This window comes from Streptomyces sp. NPDC046862, from assembly GCF_040704615.1.
In the GTDB taxonomy this organism is placed as follows: domain Bacteria; phylum Actinomycetota; class Actinomycetes; order Streptomycetales; family Streptomycetaceae; genus Streptomyces.
This window is the reverse complement of sequence record NZ_JBEYXP010000048.1, coordinates 55,562-72,218: the sequence shown is the minus strand read 5'-3', so window position 1 is coordinate 72,218 and position 16,657 is coordinate 55,562. Positions and strand designations below refer to the sequence as shown.

Sequence of the window (16,657 nt, the reverse complement as noted above, 5' to 3'; positions counted from 1 at the left end):
CTCGACCGCCAATTCTGTGAGTTAGCTAGACAGTCCAGCCGAGTAACTCTGAGACCGCCCCGAGCACCTGATGGGGAGATTCAGATATCGCCATCAACGTCGGCCCGGGAATCGTCCCGTCGCCAACCGAATGTCCTTATTTGGTGCCGGATCAATATTCGACGCCGCACGGCCCTCAATGCAATGGGCCCAGGCCGACGGATGCTTGGCGCACGTGGCCGAGTGCGGGTGGTGTCCCTCCCGGCTGTCGATTGTGGGAGGCCGCGGCGGACTGCGCGCAAGGTCGGCTGCTCAGCCTTTCTCCGCTCCTACGTCACGGAGAAAGGCTGACCGTCCTCCCCTGCACTCCGTCCGGCGGCCCCCCAAAATCTCTCTTCGCCGGGAGGGGCCGGGGGTCGATCTCCACGGCAACCCACGACACCTGGTCAAGCCCGCCACCCGACTGCGGGACACAGGACGGGGAGGAATCGCAGACCATCATCAACGGTTTCTTTTGCCCAGTACAGGGCCCCTTTTCAGGTTGACCACCCCACCCAAGAAAGATAGATTTACCTATGTAAGGACGGGGCAGGGCAAAGCCCCGGGAACCCACTACCGACTAGGATTCTCCGTGGAATTGAACGACTTGAAGTCGCCGATCCGGCTGAGCGAGACCACCGAACTCAAGGCGGTCTTCGACCCGGTCTTCCGCTCGTTCTCAGCGCAGTTGTGGGAGGACGGCTCACCGGCCGGACTGCTCGGAATGGCTGGCGAGTTCACCCACCCCGACGACGTGCTCGACGCAGTCGATGACTTCCTCACCGAGCACGGCAAGAGCCCGCTGACAGAGGAGCAGATGACCCGCTTCGGCGGCATGCTGATCATGGCGAAGGGCGGTCCCGACGCCATGCTGCTCCAACTGGCCATCGAGGACCCCGACAGCTTCATCGTCCTCGACTGACAACACCGCTGCCGGGGGCCAGGGCTGTCGCCTTGACCGGCCCCCGGCGGCGGAGTCCGCTTCTCGGCCCGGCACTCCACTTCAACGAGATGCCCGTGCCGACTGCGCCCCCTCACGAGCTCCCACCGGAAGCGAAGGGATCAGCTAGACCTTGCGTACTCCCGCAGCCATCGCGCAGCGCACCGCCGGGATCCTCGGCGGCAACTGGGCGGCCGAGCGTGGCCCCTGGGGGGTCAACGGCCGCCTGGCAGCGCCCGAGACCGACACCTTCACCCTCCACGTCGACGACCACAGTCACCTGTGCCTGGAAGCCGTCTACGACCGCTTCGGCGAGATCGCCCGGTTCCCCGAGCCGTCCACCGAGGACGGCGCCGAAGCCGTCGCCCGCGATGTCGCCGAGGCCATTCGCCAGCACTTGGCCAACGACCAAGACGATGACGAGGGCGAGCAGGAAGCTGCCATGTATCAGCAACTGAACCTGGACGCCCACTTCTCCGCCGCGGACTACAGCGACCCGGAGATGCCCTGCCACCAGAACGTCACCATCGCAGGGGCCACCGGCTTCTTCTACATCGACGAAGCCGGAGTCCTGCGGGTTTCCGTCCACCTGGACTCGCTCACCGAGATCGGCATCCGGCTCTGGGGCGAGGACTCCGTGCCGATGCAGATCACGCTCGACGGCGGAGTCGTGTTCGCTTCCACCGGATGGTGGGCGATCCAGTTCCAGCACCCCGACGACGGCGGGGACGACGGGGTATGGGAGTACTCGATCCCAGCAGACAAGGCCCCGACCGAGGCAGCGGCCCGCGCCGTCGCGCAAGCCCGATTCGAAACCGACATCAAGTCCCACGGCAATACAGATGCTTGGGACGGCACCACGATCCGCAGCGTGCGGTTCACGGCTGACCAGCCGATGACGTGAGGCCGTCGGAACTGGCTGCCGGTCGCACCGAAGCAGCAAAGCGGCCGATCACCTGACACGGCCGAGTTCTCTGCCTGGATGCCGCCCGCCTCCCGCGCGGGCGGCATCCCGTGCCCGACGCCCGTGCAATGGGCGACCGTTCGCGCTTGCTCCGGCTGACGGAGTGCAGGCAGCGCCAGAACGCGCCCGATCTGCACGGGACAGAACACAGATTCACCTACGTCGCAACGGGGGCAGGGCAAAGCCCCCGGAACCCACCTTCGGCAAGAGGTCTACACACATGGGTGCCCAGGCTCCGGAACTGATCCAACTCGACCTTTGGGCCGACCAGCCCCCCGCGGCGGTCGGCGTCAAACCGATGACCGTCCTCTCTTATGGACTGGGGGCAGATTCAACGCTGATCTTGATCGAAATGCTGCGCGACCCCCTCAGCTACGGCCTGGAGCCGGATCTCTCCGACCTGATCGTGATCACGTCCACGGTCGGCTCGGAATGGGAGGACACCATCCGGCTCGTCGAGGACCACAGTTTCCCGCTCCTCCGGCGCCATAGGGTGCAGTACATCCAGGTCGCACGGTGCGGTCCGTACGAGGCGGACGGGTGGGAAGTCCTCGCCGACTCCCGTGAGCCGGAGCGCTTCATCCCGCGCGGTCGCTGGACCCTCATGGACGAGCTCTCCCTCAATGGCACCGTCGTCCAGGCGGCCGGCGGGAACACGTGGTGTGTTAACTGCACCATCGTCTCTGATCACGGAGCGAGATGATCTACGCCTGCAAGGAAGTGTGTGTTGCAAGACCTGTACCGCCAACTGATCGAGGGCCAGGCCGATGTGCCTCGTGTCGGCTCGGTCGTTGAACTGGAATCCATACCGCTGTACGCCGTCTTGGACGGTGCCGGCGCTGTCGTCGAGCCTGTCGTTCCGTACCTCCGGGGCCTGACTCTGGACGACAATCGGCCGTTGACTGTCAGGAGTTACGCGTACGATCTCCAGCGCTGGTTCCGGTTGTTGTGGTTCCTTGGCGTCCCGTGGGACCGGGCGACGGAGGCGGAGGCGTCCGCGCTCGTGGGATGGCTCCGGGTGGCGCCGAACCCGCAGCGTCGCCGACGGAATCCGGACTCGCCGCGTCCCGGATCGGTGAACCCTCGCACGGGCAAGCCCTACCTCAAGGCCGGCTACGCGCCACGGACGATCAACCACTGCCTGACCGTGGTCTGTAGCTTCTATGCCTACCACCGCCACTACAACCGGGGCCCGCTGGTCAACCCGGTCCCCGAGGCGGTCGCCCAGCGCAGAGTGCTCGCCCACCGGGCGCCGGACGGCGAGGTCCCGCAGTTCCGACGGGCCCGGCTGCGACAGCGTGTCCGGCAGACCGACCCGAGGTCGATTCCCGACGCGATGTGGGACGAGCTCTTCGAGGCCATGACCTGCGACAGGGACCGGGCAGCCGTCCTGCTCTACGTCTCCAGCGGATCCCGGGCCAGCGAACTGCTCGGCGTCACCCCCGGTGACATCGACTGGGCCAGGCAGCTGTTCTACGTGGTGACCAAGGGCACCGACGACCGTGAGGCCGTCCCCGCGAGTCCCCAGGCGCTGACGATCCTGGCCGCCTACCTCGACCGGATCGGACTCCCGCCGGCCCACGAACCGGTCCTCCGCGCCCGGCGAGGCCCCGACAGGCCGCTGAGCTACTCGGCGATGCGCCGGGTCTTCCAGCGCGTGAACGAGAAGCTCGGCACGAACTGGACACTGCACGACCTGCGCCACACCGCCGCGAACCGCATGGCGAACGACCCCAACCTCACCCTCGCCCAGGTCCGCGCGATCCTGCGGCATTCGGACCTGGCGATCACCGGCCGCTACCTGAACGCCCGCGTCGAGGACCTCTTCGACGCCCTCCAGGCCCACTACAACCGACCCCGCGTCCAACGGACCTTCGCCGCCGGTTATGCCGCGGACGACATCAAGGCGGTGTTCGGTGCCTAGTCGCACAGCAGTCGAGGCCTACACAGTCCGCAACCGTCGCCAGAACTACGACGAGACGCCCAGACAGAAGGAACCGACAAGGTTCTCCAGCGCCGCGGTGAAAGCGGCTCCGGCACCCCGGCCGGAGAAGCCCCCGGTGCCGTTCGGAGACCTGTCACGAGCCGGGATCACCGAACTGTGCCAGCTGGCCCGCGAGATCTGGCCGACCCAGACCCGTTCCGGACCGGCCAAGCGCCGAGCCGGCGTCCGGCTGCTGTTCCGGCACCTGGCGACACTGCCCGGCGACACCTGGCAGGAACGCTGGGAGGCCAGCGGCTTCGACGACGAAAACGCGCCCCCGGTCAGCATTCTGGGCCGACAGGAGGTCCGCTACGACAGAAGCAACATGACCTCCGCGCTGAGGATGGCGTTCGCCGCACGGATCATTCAGCCGTCCCTCTCTGGGTTCAGGGCGAAAAGGTTCACCGATTACGCCGAACCATTCCGCCAAGTCCAGGCAGACGCCAGCCTGGACGAGTTCTTCGAAACGGTTGACGCACAGCGGCACCTGACGGCACGCCACCGGCTCCGGGCAAAGTTCGATCTCGCCTGCGCTCTGACCACGCAGGGCATAGCCCTGGAACATCTGACCCCCTCGGCACTGCTGCACTACTCGCTGGAGAACAAGCGCCTGGGCCTCACCCACGGCGCGAACAACGATCACACCCGCTTCGCGGCCCTGGGAGCCTGGGAGATCCTGCACAGGATGGGGCACTTTCCTCCCGGGACTGCCCCGACTCTGAGGACGTTCATCTACGACGGCCAGCGGAGCGTCGAAGAACTCGTCGACCACTACAGCATCAAGAACACCGAGATCCGCCAGCTCCTGATCGACTACCTGATCCGACGCAAAACAGACACGGACTACGTCACTCTCCAAGGACTCGCCCGCCACCTGGCCAGCAATTTCTGGTCCGTCATCGAGGAACTCAACCCCGACCAGAAAGACCTGAACCTCAGCCACGAGCTCTACGACCAGTGGCGGGCCGAGATCCAGTACTGGCGCCGCAACGGCAAGACCGACCGCACCAAGCTCCGGAGGGACCACGCGTCCATCCTGCTGCCCGTCCGCGCCCTCTACGTCGATCTCCACAGCTGGGCAGTTGCCGAGCCCGAACGGTGGGCCCCATGGGTGGCCCCCTGCCCGATCCTGCCCCGGGACCTCAAGGGGTTCGGCAAACGACGCCGCGAGGTCAACCGCCGCATGGCCGACCGCACGCGCATCCGCCAGCCTCTGCTTCCGGTCCTCGTCCGCCACGTCGAGGACCGCCACGAACACCTGGCTGACCTCCTGGAAACCGCCCGCCCCATCCCACTCGGCGAGTCCTTCGAACACCGGGGACGCCGCTACACACGCACCAATTCCCGCGATGACCGCCGCCGGGCAAAGATCCTGGCCGAGCCGACCGTCCGGATCACCGACCACGACACCGGCGAAGTCATCCACGTCACCATGGCGGAGGAGTCAGCGTTCTGGGAATGGGCGGCCGTCGAGATCCTGCGGCACAGCGGCATCCGCGTCGAGGAACTCGTCGAGCTCACTCACCTCAGCATCCGTCAATACGAACGGCCCAACGGCGAGGTCATCGCCCTCCTGGTCGTCGCCCCGCCGAAGACCGAACGCGAGCGGGTCATCCCCATGTCCGCCGAGCTGTTCCACGCCGTCGCCCAGATCATCCGCCGGCACACCCGCAACGGGCAGGCGATTTCGCTCCTGAGCCGCTACGACGGACACGAAAAGACCTGGTCGGAGCCCATGCCATTCCTTTTTCAGCGACAACTCGGCACCGTCCGGGGAGTCATCGCCCCGTCCACGGTCCTCAACATGATCGGACGCAGCTGCGAGGAGATCGCCAAGACGAACCCGGCCTTCACCGGCACGAAGTTCACCCCGCACGACTTCCGCCGGCTCTTCGCGACCGACATCGTCAACGGCGGCCTGCCCATCCACATCGGCGCGGCCCTGCTCGGGCACTTGAACCTTCAGACCACCCAGGGTTACGTCGCGGTCTTCGCCGAGGACATCGTCAAGCACTACCAGGAGTTCCTCAACCATCGTCGAGCACTCCGTCCCGAAGGCGAGTACATCGTCGTCACGCAGGACGAATGGACGGAGTTCGAGGAACACTTCGACAAGCGCAAGGTCGAACTCGGCAACTGCGCTCGCCCCTACGGGTCACCCTGCCAGCACGAGCACGCTTGCATCCGATGCCCGATGCTGCAGGTCAACCCGAAAATGCTCACGCGGCTGGCCGAATTGGAACAGGATCTTCTCCAGCGGCGGCAGCGAGCCCAGACGGAGGGATGGCTCGGCGAGATCGATGGCATCAACATGACCCTGACCTTCCTCCGGACAAAGCAAGCCGACGCTGCTCGAACGGCCCGGCGGCCAGTGGACCTGGGACTTCCCCGACCCCGCACTCCGTGAGCCGCTGGACCCCAACACACAGGAGAACGTATGCCCCTCAGCGGTGACTGGACCTTGGAAGCAGACGAGATTATGGCCCTACCGGTCGACGATCTTGCTCTGCGAGTACTCAAAGACGCTCGGGACAACAACGAGTGGAACTGGCAAAACTGGCTCAAACGGGCCCGGACCGCCTACCGGGAGAAGCCCGACGCCGTTCTGGCGCTGACAGAAGCCTGGTCGTGGCTGCTGAACCGCGGACTCGTGGTCTGGAACGTCGCCCAGGACTCAGCGGGCTCATTCCTCGTCAGCCGCCAGGGACACGCCGCACTCGACCAAGGCCTGCTCTGGATCAGAGCAGTTCAACGGCTCGACATCGAACTGGTTCCCGTCCTGGAGGCGAAGGCACGGCCACAGTTCCTGCGGGGCGACTTCGAGGCCGCCGCGCTGTTGGCGATGAAGGAGGTCGAACTTCGCGTCCGGACGATGGCCGGCCTCCCGAACTCCCTCACGGGCACGGCCCTCATGCAGCAAGCGTTCCGACCCGGCAAGGGAGATCAGGACGCGGGTCCACTGGTCGACACCACGGCCGATGGGGGCGAGGCAGTCGGCACGATGGAGCTGTTCAAAGGCGCCATCGGCCTGTTCAAGAACCCGCCGAGCCACCGACGGGTCGACTACACCGACCCCACCGAAGCAGCCGAGGTCCTCCTACTGGCAGACCTGCTCATGCGTCTACTCAACAAGATCGAGGAGTCCTGAGGTCACACTTGACTTGGCGCAGAGAAGGTTAATCAAGGGTTGCAGGCGAGTTGTTAGACCTGCGCCACCAGCTGATCGAGCGCCGGGCCGACGTGCCCGGCGCCCGCCACCCGAACGGGTGAACATCGCCGGATCTCAGGCAAAGCGACCGGCGCGGCCGGAGGCATGTCCGCGCGTCGTGTTCTACTGGTGAGGGTGCGGTCACTCCCGCACCAACAGGCATAATTGGGGGGGTGAGTTCGTGATCTCCATACTGGAGACCCTCGTCACCGGCGCCGCGTCGGGCGCGATCGTCGCTGGAGCCGCATCCAGGTATTTCGCGCTCCGAATCGGGCGCCGGGAGGCTGCCCGAAGTCGGCAGCGAGGGATCATCGCCGAGCTGGCTCGCGGTCTGCGGGCCGGAGAGGCCCCGCGAGACATGGGCCGACTCGAAGGGCCGGGCCGATGAAGCGAGACCAGGGGGATCAAGATCTTCGGGACATCTATCAGCTCGCGCTGCAGCGGACGGATCTGGACGGCCCCGGCAAGGCCGCGTTCCTGGAGGCATGGAACGCTCACCAACAGCGCAAGCACGAACGGGAGCAGCGGGCAGATGAGCGGAAGCAACAGCGCTTCGAAAGTGTAATGGGCTTCCTCGCGCTGATCGCATTGCTCCTGGCTGTCGTCTGGCTCGCCCAAAGCGGGCACGTCTGGGTCGCAGTCGCACTCATCCCTCCGACTGTGGTGGTGGTTGCCAAGTTCCTCGGTCGGCCGGTCACCACGTCGGAGGCAAACCTGATCGGATCGGGGGTCGCGGGTGCCTTCCGTGGCCTCCGACAGACCATGAACGGCCCGGCCCCCCAGCCCGCGCCTGTCGCCAGCTCGGCACCAACCACTGGTCCTACCGGTCCACCAGTTCTATAAGGGCAGCGCGAAGGCCGGGACGCAGGAAACTCCGTCCCGGTCTTCGCCGCGTCTCCACGATCGCGGTTCTCCACCATTCCCGGCGCCGACCAAGGCATCGAGGGTCCCCCTTGACTTGGTGCAGAGAAGCTCGCTGAAGTACAAGGGGTGGCCATTGGACCAGTGGGGGCTGGTCGAGTTCCCCGACAGGACGTTCCGGAAGATCGTCGGCTATCACGCCCGCGAGGGGAAACGAGCCGTGGGATACGACCGCTGCCAACAGAAGGACAACATCAAAGCGCGCCGGACAATCTGCACGGTCGAGTATCCCCTCATCGAGCAGGGCTGGGACCGTGACATCGTGGAGGCCCGGCTGTTCACCGAATTCGGCTTCATGTGGCCAAAGTCCTACTGCACGTTCTGTGTCTTTTCAGGCTCGTGTGCCGCTGGACCAGCCCATATGGCGCGACTGCGCGACCATCCCCCACAGGCCGTCGAGGTACTGGCACTGGAATACACGTCGATGGCGCTGAACGAGAACGGCTCGTTCTACCCGAAGGACACCCTGTACGAGCGTGTCGCCGCGGACGGCAACACCGCGGCGCTGCGGGCGCTGGACGACCACTTGGCTTCGGCGGAGTGGGCGCTGTACCGAGTACGCCGCGTGTTCCCGGCAGCCCGAACTGACAGCTGCCGAGAGCGCCACGGCGACTCCTGCTCCTCCCCGTGGCCCGGCTGCCTCGATCCGGACACCGGCGAGCGGACCCTGCCGTGCGTGCAGTGGCACGGACGCGCCTGCCGCGAGCCGCAGCCAGCGTGCCGAGACGCGTCCCGGAAGGGAAAGGCGAGCCGGTCCGTCGAGGTCGTGATCACGGGAACGCGCGCGCAGGTCGCCCGCCTCATACGCCGTCGCGCCCAGGAGGGCGGCGATCATGTTGAGGAAAGTACCCTGCACCCCCTTGGCCACCTCCGCAGCCAGACCCTCTCGCGCGGTACCGTCTTCCCCACCGTCGAGGAGTTCCACGCGATCGCCCCCAGCGGCGTGATCGAGAAGCAGAAGAAGAACTTCGAGAAGCTGTGGCGCAACACCTGCCGACAGCTCCGACTCCCCGTCTGACCCCGCAAACGGAACTCCCCGGCTCGCGTCTCCGTCGCCGTGATGAGCCGGCCGGGGCATCCCGTCTTCCCGGCTTGCCGAGTGTGGGGCCCTCGGCGGGAGGGTTGCAAGGACGGGCTCCGCCGCGTCCTTGCAACCCTCCCGTTCGGGCCCCTTTTTCTTTTTGCCGGGAAGGGGAGGGGGCACTCAACGGCATCACGCCGCAGTCGGTTCCGCTCCGCGGCCGAGCGCAGGCCGCATACCCGGAAAAATCCTTGACCGCGACTCGCGTCAGGACTCATAAGCTGCACTCAATTCCCCTACCGATACCCCTGTCCCCAGGTTGACCCACCATCCATGAGAACGTAGATTTACCTATATCGAAAGGGGGCGGAAATGAAAGGCGAAACACCGCCCAACAGGAAACCCCACGGCAAATAGCACCACCACAGTCGTCCGATCCTTGAAAACTCCACAGAGCGATTTATTGAATCCGTAGCACATTGACGTGATTTCACGAACCTGAATTCCAAAAAGGGGCAGGGCAAGCCCCCGGAACTCACATCGAAATGGAGTCACCTACGTGACCGAAACCCCGATTTCCATGACCGACCTCGCCATTGCCATCCGGGAAGGCGCACAGGTCGAGTCGAAAAACCTCTACGGCAAATCCGCCGTCTTCACCCTGCCTAGCTCCGGAGACGAGGTGACGCTGTGGCCCGCGCCCGTCAAGCCCCAACCCACCTCTCCTCTCCTCCTGTTCTGGCTGCGCCGGTCGCCGGAGGGCAAGAAGATCGCGGGCGGCGAACTGCCCTGGACCAGCGACCCGAAGCCGCTCGTGAACTGGGCGATCGGCATGGCCTACTCGGCCGACGAGATCGGCCCGCAGTACGCGCCCGTCCTCGCCACGCTGCGCGAGCACAACGTGATCGCCAACATCGTCCCCGTTCAGGGGGTCGGCTTCCTCATCCACGTCACGCTCCCGGACTCCACGTACCTGACCATCGGGGGCGAAGAGGGCCTGCCCAGCCGAGCCGACCAGGTCGAGAACTGGCACGTGCAACACGAGGGTGTCGACGAGCACATCGGCGTCGTCTACCACGGCCCCGAGTTCCACGAGATGGTCAGCACCACCCAGCGCTACCTCCAGGCAACGGCCACCCGCTACGGCGGCCATCACCCGCTCGGGGCCCCAGTGCCCGGCGAGCGGGAGGACGGGCCGGACAAGCTCTACGGCCTGCTCTCCGACCTGTCGGACCTGCGACGCGTCGACCACACGGCCCCCGGCGGCGCCGTGATGACCATCTTCGACGCCGACGGCTACAACGGCGCCACCGTCGCCGTCCCGGCCGAGGTCGTGACCCGCATCTGCCGCCTCCTCTCCGTCGAGCGTCGGGTCATCGAGACCTACGGCGGCTAGCAGCCAACACACATCCCAGCGCGCCGGGCCCGGAGGGCAAACCGGGCCCGGCGCGTGCGAACCCACATCCACGGATGGACACATGACCACCCGCATTCCCCTGGCTCACAACCACTGGCCCCTGGCGCTCGCTGCCTACTACACCAGCGATCCGGAACCGGCCAGGCTTCCCGACCACATCCAGACAATGCCGCTGCTGTGGGCGTCCCCGCCCTGGGTGATGACCTGGAGTTCGGCAGGCCGACGGCACTCCCCGCAGGCCGAGGACCCCCGCGCCCGTGTCGCCCGTCTTCTGGCAGCCGAACTCGGCGCCTCTTCCACCTGGGACCTGATCCGCGAAGCGGAGACCTCCAGCTTCGAGGTGGTCACGGTCGAGAACGTCATCGAGACCGCCGTCTGGCTCACGTCCCAGACCCGCGGCAAGTAACTGCGCAGCTTTTCCACCGCGCCGGGCCCGGAGGGCAAACCGGGCCTGACGCGCCCCGGAACCCACACACGCAGGAAGAGCATTTGAGCCTCACATTCACCGACATGTACGCGGGCGCGGGCGGATCCAGCACGGGCCTGGTCAATGCAGGACTGGAACTCAGACTCGCCGCTAATCACTGGCAAGTCGCGGTGGACACGCACACCGCCAATCATCCCGACGCCGAGCATCTCTGCGCCGAGATGGAGTACTACGACATGAGGCGCCTCCCGAGGACCGACATTCTTTGGGCGAGCCCCATATGCACGGAGATAAGTCCCGCTGGGGGTCGCCCCCGGACCAAGGGGCAAGTGGACGACGAAGAATGGAAGGTCCTACCGGACAAGGCGTTCCAGCGAACCCGGGCAACTGCTTTCGAAGTCATCCGCGCCGTTCAACTCCACCGCTACAAGGCCGTATTGGTCGAGAATGTCATCGAGTTCGCGACCGATTGGGAGTTGTTCGACTGGTGGCTGGCCGGAATGGCGCAGCTGGGCTACGAATACCAGATCGTCTGTGTCTCGTCCGCGCACATCGGGAACGAGTTCAACCTTCCCGCTCCGCAGTGGCGCGACCGGCTGTACATCGTTTTCACGCGGATCGGGGTCCGGCTGCCGGACGTGAAGCCGACGCCGCTCGCCTTCTGCGAGGTCTGCGACGAGGACGTTCACGCGGTGCAGACCTGGCGTAGGCCCCGTAAGCCCCGCAAGGGCCAGAAGCCCCGGAGGAGCGGAGTCGGCAAGTACGGCGTGCAGTACGACTACACGTGCCCCTGCGGCCACGGGGTCGTGGAGCCGTACGTCCAGCCCGCGTCCTCCATCATCAACTGGGACGACGAAGGCATTCGCATCGCAGAACGTGCCGAGCACGGGCTTGAGCCGCTGGCCGAGAGCACCGTTGCTCGCATTGAGGCGGGGCTGGAGATGTTCCCCGAGGCCCCCTCGGTGGTGACCCTGAACCACAGCGGACACGAAGGCAGGGCATTCCGGCCGGACACGGCCCCGCTTCCGTCCCGGTGCGCGAAGATCGGGGAAGGGCTGCTCCTCCCGCCCGGGGTCCACCCGTACGCCACGTCTTCCCCTGATCTCGCGGCTCCGCCGTTCGTTATCGAGCTGCGCAACCACGGCAAGGCGCGGAAGATCAACCGGCCGCTGTCCGCGGTCATGGCGGGCGGCAATCACCACGGGCTGGTCATCCCGTACCGGAAGGGCGCGAAAGCCAAGCCGACGTCCGAGCCGCTGCACACCCTCTCCACGCACGACTCGGCCGGACTTCTGCGGCAGGCGGCACGGATCGAGGACTGTCACTTCCGGATGCTCAAGTGGCGCGAGCAGATGAACGCCCAAAGGTTCCCGCCCGACTACATCGTCACGGGCACCAGTGACGCCGCTAGGACAGTCCAGGCCGGAAACGCGGTGAGCTGCAACGTCGCCCAGTGGCTGGGCGAGCGCGTGGCCGCCGTTCTGTAAACCCCGTGGGGCCGTCCCGGAGGCGGCCCCACCGCACACTTCCCCTTTCAGCCGGGCCCGGAGGGCAAACCGGGCCCGGCGCCCACAAGCCGAGGGAGCGCCGCATGGCCTTCTCAGACCCCCAGCACGACGCCCGCGAACGCATCGCTCATACCGCCCGCACCATCCAGCAAACCCGCACCGCCCAGATGGCAATCCGGCTCCTGCTCACCCAGGGCATCCGCCCCCAGGTGACCCGTTCCCGCCCCACTGAGTCCCCGTGGGTGGACGTCACGTTCACCCACGGAGCCACCTCCGTCAGGTGGTCCAACACCTACTACCGCAACGGCCACAGCCTCCGGTTCAAGCTCCTGCCGCTCACCCTGGCACCCACCGTCCTCGCTGCCGTCGGCAGCGCCCCGGACAGCATGTTGGCCACCTTCCATGACCCGACCGACTTCGAGGGCGACGCCGCCCGGTGGCTGGACGAGCAGACCGCAGGTCTGCTAGGCGCGGTCGACAGCCGCCCGCTGCCCGGCTACGACGAGGAGGCGTCCGACACGCCGATCTACACCTCGGAGTTGTCCGGGCGCTGGCAGGTAGAGGGGATCGCCCTCCTGGAGCTGTCCGGCCCGGACATGACCGCCGTGTGCAACCTGGAGATCCTGCGCCTCAGCGAGGCGGCGGCGCACGCGGTCATCACCGCGTACGCGGACCGCATCCCGCTCCGCTGATTCAGCCGGCTGCCCCGGCGGCGCGCATCGGCGCGGCCAGGGCAGCCGGACTGACCACCTTGCTGCCCGCGATCCGGACAGCCCCACCCAACACCTCAACCCGGGAGATTCCCATGCCGAAAAACCTCATCACCGCCCCGCCGTGCGGCAGCGCATGCGGCGCGCAGCTCGAACTCTTCGCCCCGCCGCCCCCGCCCACGTCGGCCGCCGAGTTCGACTGGGACCGCAACGACGTCGTGATCGTCGGCGACAGCGGCGGAAAGGACAGCGGTGTCCTCGTGCACGAGGTCTGCACACAGGCCGACCAGGCTGGTCAGTTGCACAAGGTCAGGGTGTTGCACTGTGATCTCGGCCGTACGCCGAAGGGGCACCTGATCGAGTGGCCCGGCGCGCTCGAAGTGGCCCGCAGCCATGCCGACCTGTACGGCGTGCCGTTCGTCGTCCGCCGCAGTCGGCGGTGGCCGTCCTTGTGGGACCGGATCATGGATCACGGCAACTGGCCAGGCTTTTTTGCGCGATTCTGTACCTCGGATTTGAAGACGGCCGTCGGCCGCGATTACGCCGACGAGGTCGCCGCCGAGCTGCGGCTCGGCCGTCCCATCCGGGCCGGGTATGCGATGGGCATGCGGGCCGAGGAGTCCCGGGCCCGCGCCAGGAAACCGGTCATCGAGCAGCACCGTATGACGGCGAAGACGCTGCGTGACGTCACGACGTGGCTTCCGGTCCACCACCTCAAGACGGACGAAGTCTGGAAGGCGCACCGCGAGCACGGCATCCCGTGGCATCCCGCCTACGAGCACGTGGGGCGGCTCAGCTGCCGTGCCTGCCCGCTGGCCAAGCGGGCCGACCTGATCGCGTCTGCGCGGATCAACCCGGAGATCTTCGCGGAGTGGGCCGACGCCGAGAAGCGTCTGGTCAAGCCGTTCAAGAAGAACCTCACTCTGAAGCAGATCATCGAACTCGCCCGAAGCTGACCGGCCCGCGGGATCCACCCGGCTTCGGAAACACCCTGGTTCCGGCCGGCCAGGACAGATACCCGAAAGCCCCAAAAAAAGACCGCCAGTTCGGGGATCCAGAGAGCCGAAACACCGTTGACCCCAACTCGACAGAAGAATAGATTTACCTATGTCGAGACGGGGCCACGGTGTCCGGAGGCGGCCTCTCGTCTTTCTCAAGCCGTCCGGGCCGACTGTCTCGATTCCCGGCCGGAGTGCGGAAGGGCAAACCGCGCTCCGGCACCGAACCCGCAACCGTGAAAGGCAGCCACCCATGGACTTCACTGGACCTCTCGACATCGAGGCGCCCACCGATTACTCCACGCTGATCAAGTCGACGCCGGCGGAGCGCGGGCACGCTCATCTGGCCTACGCCCTCCGCTGGGTCGGCGAGGACGGCACGAAGATCGACGGGGAGGGCAACGTCGCGCAGGGCTGGGCCGCGGCGCCCGACGGCTGGGAGACGTTCAACGCCACCTTCGCCCCTGATCTGGCCGGGGCGATCTGCGGCGACCTTCTCGCCTACGTGTGGGAGGCATCCGGGAGTGAGGGTCTGCAGCTCTCGCTGCGGGCCTTCATCGACTCCCTGGCGGACGAGGACTTCCAGCCACTCGCTGCGAGCCCTCCTCGGCTCGCTGGCTGATGCCCTCGACTGACCTCTCGCCCTCGGGCCACCCCTCCGGTGCGCGGCAGGGCAAAGCCGCGCACCGGAGCCGAACCCACCAACGGAAAGAGCACCCCATGCAGAAACATGCCCGGCGCACCGCCGCCCGCGAGCGGCTCACGGCCGCGCGGCATCAGCTGGATCAGACCTTGGCCGTGCTAGCCCTCCGCCGGAGCGCCGCATGGAGGCACCAGCGACAGATCAGCAGGACGGACGGCCGTCTCTCCCAGTGGCGTTCCGAACAGCGGCTCCTCCCCGGCGAATACAGCAGCAAGTGGATCGAAGCCGCGGACGCACAGCGGGTGGACCGTGAGCAGTCCCTCCGCAAGGAGACAGCCCTCATGGCTGCCTATGAGGTCGTTGCCGCCGCTCGTCGGCTGGCTCTCGGCGCGGCTCACCGCGAGGTGCACCCCGTGCCCGAGCACGGCACCGTGATCGCTCCGGCGAATCCGGTCGCGCATGCCGTCAACTACACGGCCGCATACGCCAGTTCCCACGACGGTGACGAGGTCGAGCACCCCGCTTCACTGTCGGCCGACCGCGTCGAGTTCATCCTCGGCCAGTGGCAGAAGGTTCCGTACGCACGGATCCTCCTCCATGCCTCGTGCACGTACACCGTGGCCCTGCCCGGCAGCTACATCGAGCTGCGCCCCGTCGACGAGCCCGCGCCGACCGAGGGCGACGTGCTGCACGCAGCCCTCGGCGCGTACGGCGTGCCGTCGTACCCCATGTGGGAGTGCGGCATCACGTACCGCGTGATCCCGCTCGACATCGCCGCCACCGGGGAAGACGTCCACACTGGCCCGCGCATGTTCGTCAAGTCCGACGAAAGCGCCGATCGGCCGATCGATGCCCACGACGAGCCGTGGACGATCACCCTGCACGACGCCGACGGCGACCTGATCGACACGCTGTACAGCGGCTCCCACGTGCCCGGGGGCATAGCCGAGGAGTCCGCCGACTGCGCGAAGTTCGCCGCGTCGTGGATTCGCGACAACGCGAACGCCCAACTCTCCGGGTTCTGACCCATCCCCTGCGTCCGGGACGCGGACACGCGCACGGCCGCCCGCGTCCCGGACCCGGCCCATCACTTTCTCCAGCCGGCGAACTTGCGTCCGGCCCTACTCGAAAGGCAACCGAGCATGGACACCCCGTCCCGCATCCAGACCCGCACCCACCGCGGCGAAGCCGCCGTGTGCGAATACCTCGACACCTCTTGTGTCGGCGCCGTCTTCAACCAGGACCCTGCCGTCCGCGGCATGCGCGCCGTCCTGACCTACGGCCGAGACCGGTGGACGGCCGGATGGGAGGCACTCCGCACCAGCCCTTACTTCCGTAGCGAGGCGGATAACGCCGTCACCACCCTGTTCGGCGACGTCCTGCACTACTGGGCCCGCCGGAACCTCAACAACTTCGACTTGCTTCAGCGCCGCATCTGGGAACTGCGCGGGGAATTCGAGATCTTCGACTTCGGCAGGTTCGCCGACGAAGAGGAACTCGCGGCCCTGGCCCCCTCCGACCTTTCCGAGGTCATCGCCCGCTTTCTGGCCGATCTGCTGCTGTGCGCCGAGCGGCTGAACCTCAGCTCCGAGGAGCTCTTCAAGAACGGACTGCGATTCTTCGTGGCCGACCTGAACCAGCTGAAGTTCGAACAGCTCCCGCGCGCCGAGCAGCAGGCGCAAATCGCCCTGGCCACCCTGGCGGACCTCAAGCTCATCGTCGACTTCCGGCCGCACGGCGACGAAGGCAGCGGCATGTGGCACGTCCAGGAGAACCCACTCGACCGTACGGTCCTGCCCACCGAGGGGGTCGTCGCCTACGGAGAGCGCCGCCGCACGCTCCTTCGGCCTCACCCGGAGCAGCCCGGAAGCACCCGGAGCGATTCCTCCCCGCGCTGA

General features: G+C 66.7%; 16 protein-coding genes. All 16 read left to right on the top strand.

All coding sequences use genetic code 11. From position 1 onward, the window contains the following. Positions 1-610: 610 nt before the first annotated feature. The 16 genes from AB0959_RS39335 to AB0959_RS39260 all read left to right on the top strand — a co-directional run bounded on the left by AB0959_RS39335 (position 611) and on the right by AB0959_RS39260 (position 16,657). Positions 611-940, top strand: coding sequence for a hypothetical protein (locus AB0959_RS39335; protein WP_366831585.1), 330 nt, complete (start codon positions 611-613; stop codon positions 938-940). 151 nt (positions 941-1,091) lie between these two features. After that, a complete protein-coding gene (locus AB0959_RS39330; RefSeq protein WP_366831584.1) occupies positions 1,092-1,862 on the top strand; it encodes a hypothetical protein in 771 nt (256 codons plus the stop codon). A gap of 412 nt (positions 1,863-2,274) precedes the next feature. Continuing rightward, a complete protein-coding gene (locus AB0959_RS39325; RefSeq protein ID WP_366831583.1) occupies positions 2,275-2,625 on the top strand; it encodes a hypothetical protein in 351 nt (116 codons plus the stop codon). A gap of 195 nt (positions 2,626-2,820) precedes the next feature. Continuing rightward, positions 2,821-3,846, top strand: coding sequence for a site-specific integrase (locus tag AB0959_RS39320; RefSeq protein ID WP_366831582.1), 1,026 nt, complete (start codon positions 2,821-2,823; stop codon positions 3,844-3,846). A gap of 136 nt (positions 3,847-3,982) precedes the next feature. Beyond that, positions 3,983-6,313: a site-specific integrase gene (locus tag AB0959_RS39315; RefSeq protein WP_366831581.1), complete on the top strand. Its 2,331-nt coding sequence runs from the start codon at positions 3,983-3,985 to the stop codon at positions 6,311-6,313. Positions 6,314-6,343: 30 nt separating this feature from the next. Beyond that, positions 6,344-7,054 (top strand): TIGR02391 family protein, encoded by a 711-nt coding sequence (locus AB0959_RS39310; RefSeq protein WP_366831580.1) that lies wholly within the window; start codon positions 6,344-6,346, stop codon positions 7,052-7,054. A gap of 444 nt (positions 7,055-7,498) precedes the next feature. After that, complete coding sequence (locus AB0959_RS39305) at positions 7,499-7,957, top strand: hypothetical protein (protein ID WP_366831579.1); 459 nt, start codon at positions 7,499-7,501, stop codon at positions 7,955-7,957. Positions 7,958-8,072: 115 nt separating this feature from the next. Continuing rightward, the gene (locus AB0959_RS39300) at positions 8,073-9,053 is read left to right on the top strand and encodes a hypothetical protein (RefSeq protein WP_366831578.1); all 981 of its coding nucleotides are present in this window, start codon (positions 8,073-8,075) and stop codon (positions 9,051-9,053) included. A 562-nt stretch (positions 9,054-9,615) separates the two neighbouring features. After that, a complete protein-coding gene (locus AB0959_RS39295) occupies positions 9,616-10,452 on the top strand; it encodes a hypothetical protein (RefSeq protein WP_366831577.1) in 837 nt (278 codons plus the stop codon). 82 nt (positions 10,453-10,534) lie between these two features. Continuing rightward, the gene (locus AB0959_RS39290; RefSeq protein ID WP_366831576.1) at positions 10,535-10,879 is read left to right on the top strand and encodes a hypothetical protein; all 345 of its coding nucleotides are present in this window, start codon (positions 10,535-10,537) and stop codon (positions 10,877-10,879) included. A 104-nt stretch (positions 10,880-10,983) separates the two neighbouring features. After that, a complete protein-coding gene (locus AB0959_RS39285; RefSeq protein WP_366831609.1) occupies positions 10,984-12,387 on the top strand; it encodes a DNA cytosine methyltransferase in 1,404 nt (467 codons plus the stop codon). A gap of 104 nt (positions 12,388-12,491) precedes the next feature. Then, positions 12,492-13,100 carry a hypothetical protein gene (locus AB0959_RS39280; RefSeq protein WP_366831575.1) on the top strand — a complete coding sequence of 203 codons (609 nt, stop codon included), beginning with the start codon at positions 12,492-12,494 and terminating at the stop codon, positions 13,098-13,100. A 113-nt stretch (positions 13,101-13,213) separates the two neighbouring features. Then, the gene (locus AB0959_RS39275; protein WP_366831574.1) at positions 13,214-14,074 is read left to right on the top strand and encodes a phosphoadenosine phosphosulfate reductase family protein; all 861 of its coding nucleotides are present in this window, start codon (positions 13,214-13,216) and stop codon (positions 14,072-14,074) included. A 295-nt stretch (positions 14,075-14,369) separates the two neighbouring features. After that, positions 14,370-14,738 carry a hypothetical protein gene (locus tag AB0959_RS39270; RefSeq protein ID WP_366831573.1) on the top strand — a complete coding sequence of 123 codons (369 nt, stop codon included), beginning with the start codon at positions 14,370-14,372 and terminating at the stop codon, positions 14,736-14,738. Between the two features lie 98 nt (positions 14,739-14,836). Then, positions 14,837-15,784, top strand: a complete 948-nt coding sequence (locus AB0959_RS39265) for a hypothetical protein (RefSeq protein ID WP_366831572.1) — start codon at positions 14,837-14,839, stop codon at positions 15,782-15,784. 117 nt (positions 15,785-15,901) lie between these two features. Further along, positions 15,902-16,657, top strand: coding sequence for a hypothetical protein (locus tag AB0959_RS39260; RefSeq protein ID WP_366831571.1), 756 nt, complete (start codon positions 15,902-15,904; stop codon positions 16,655-16,657).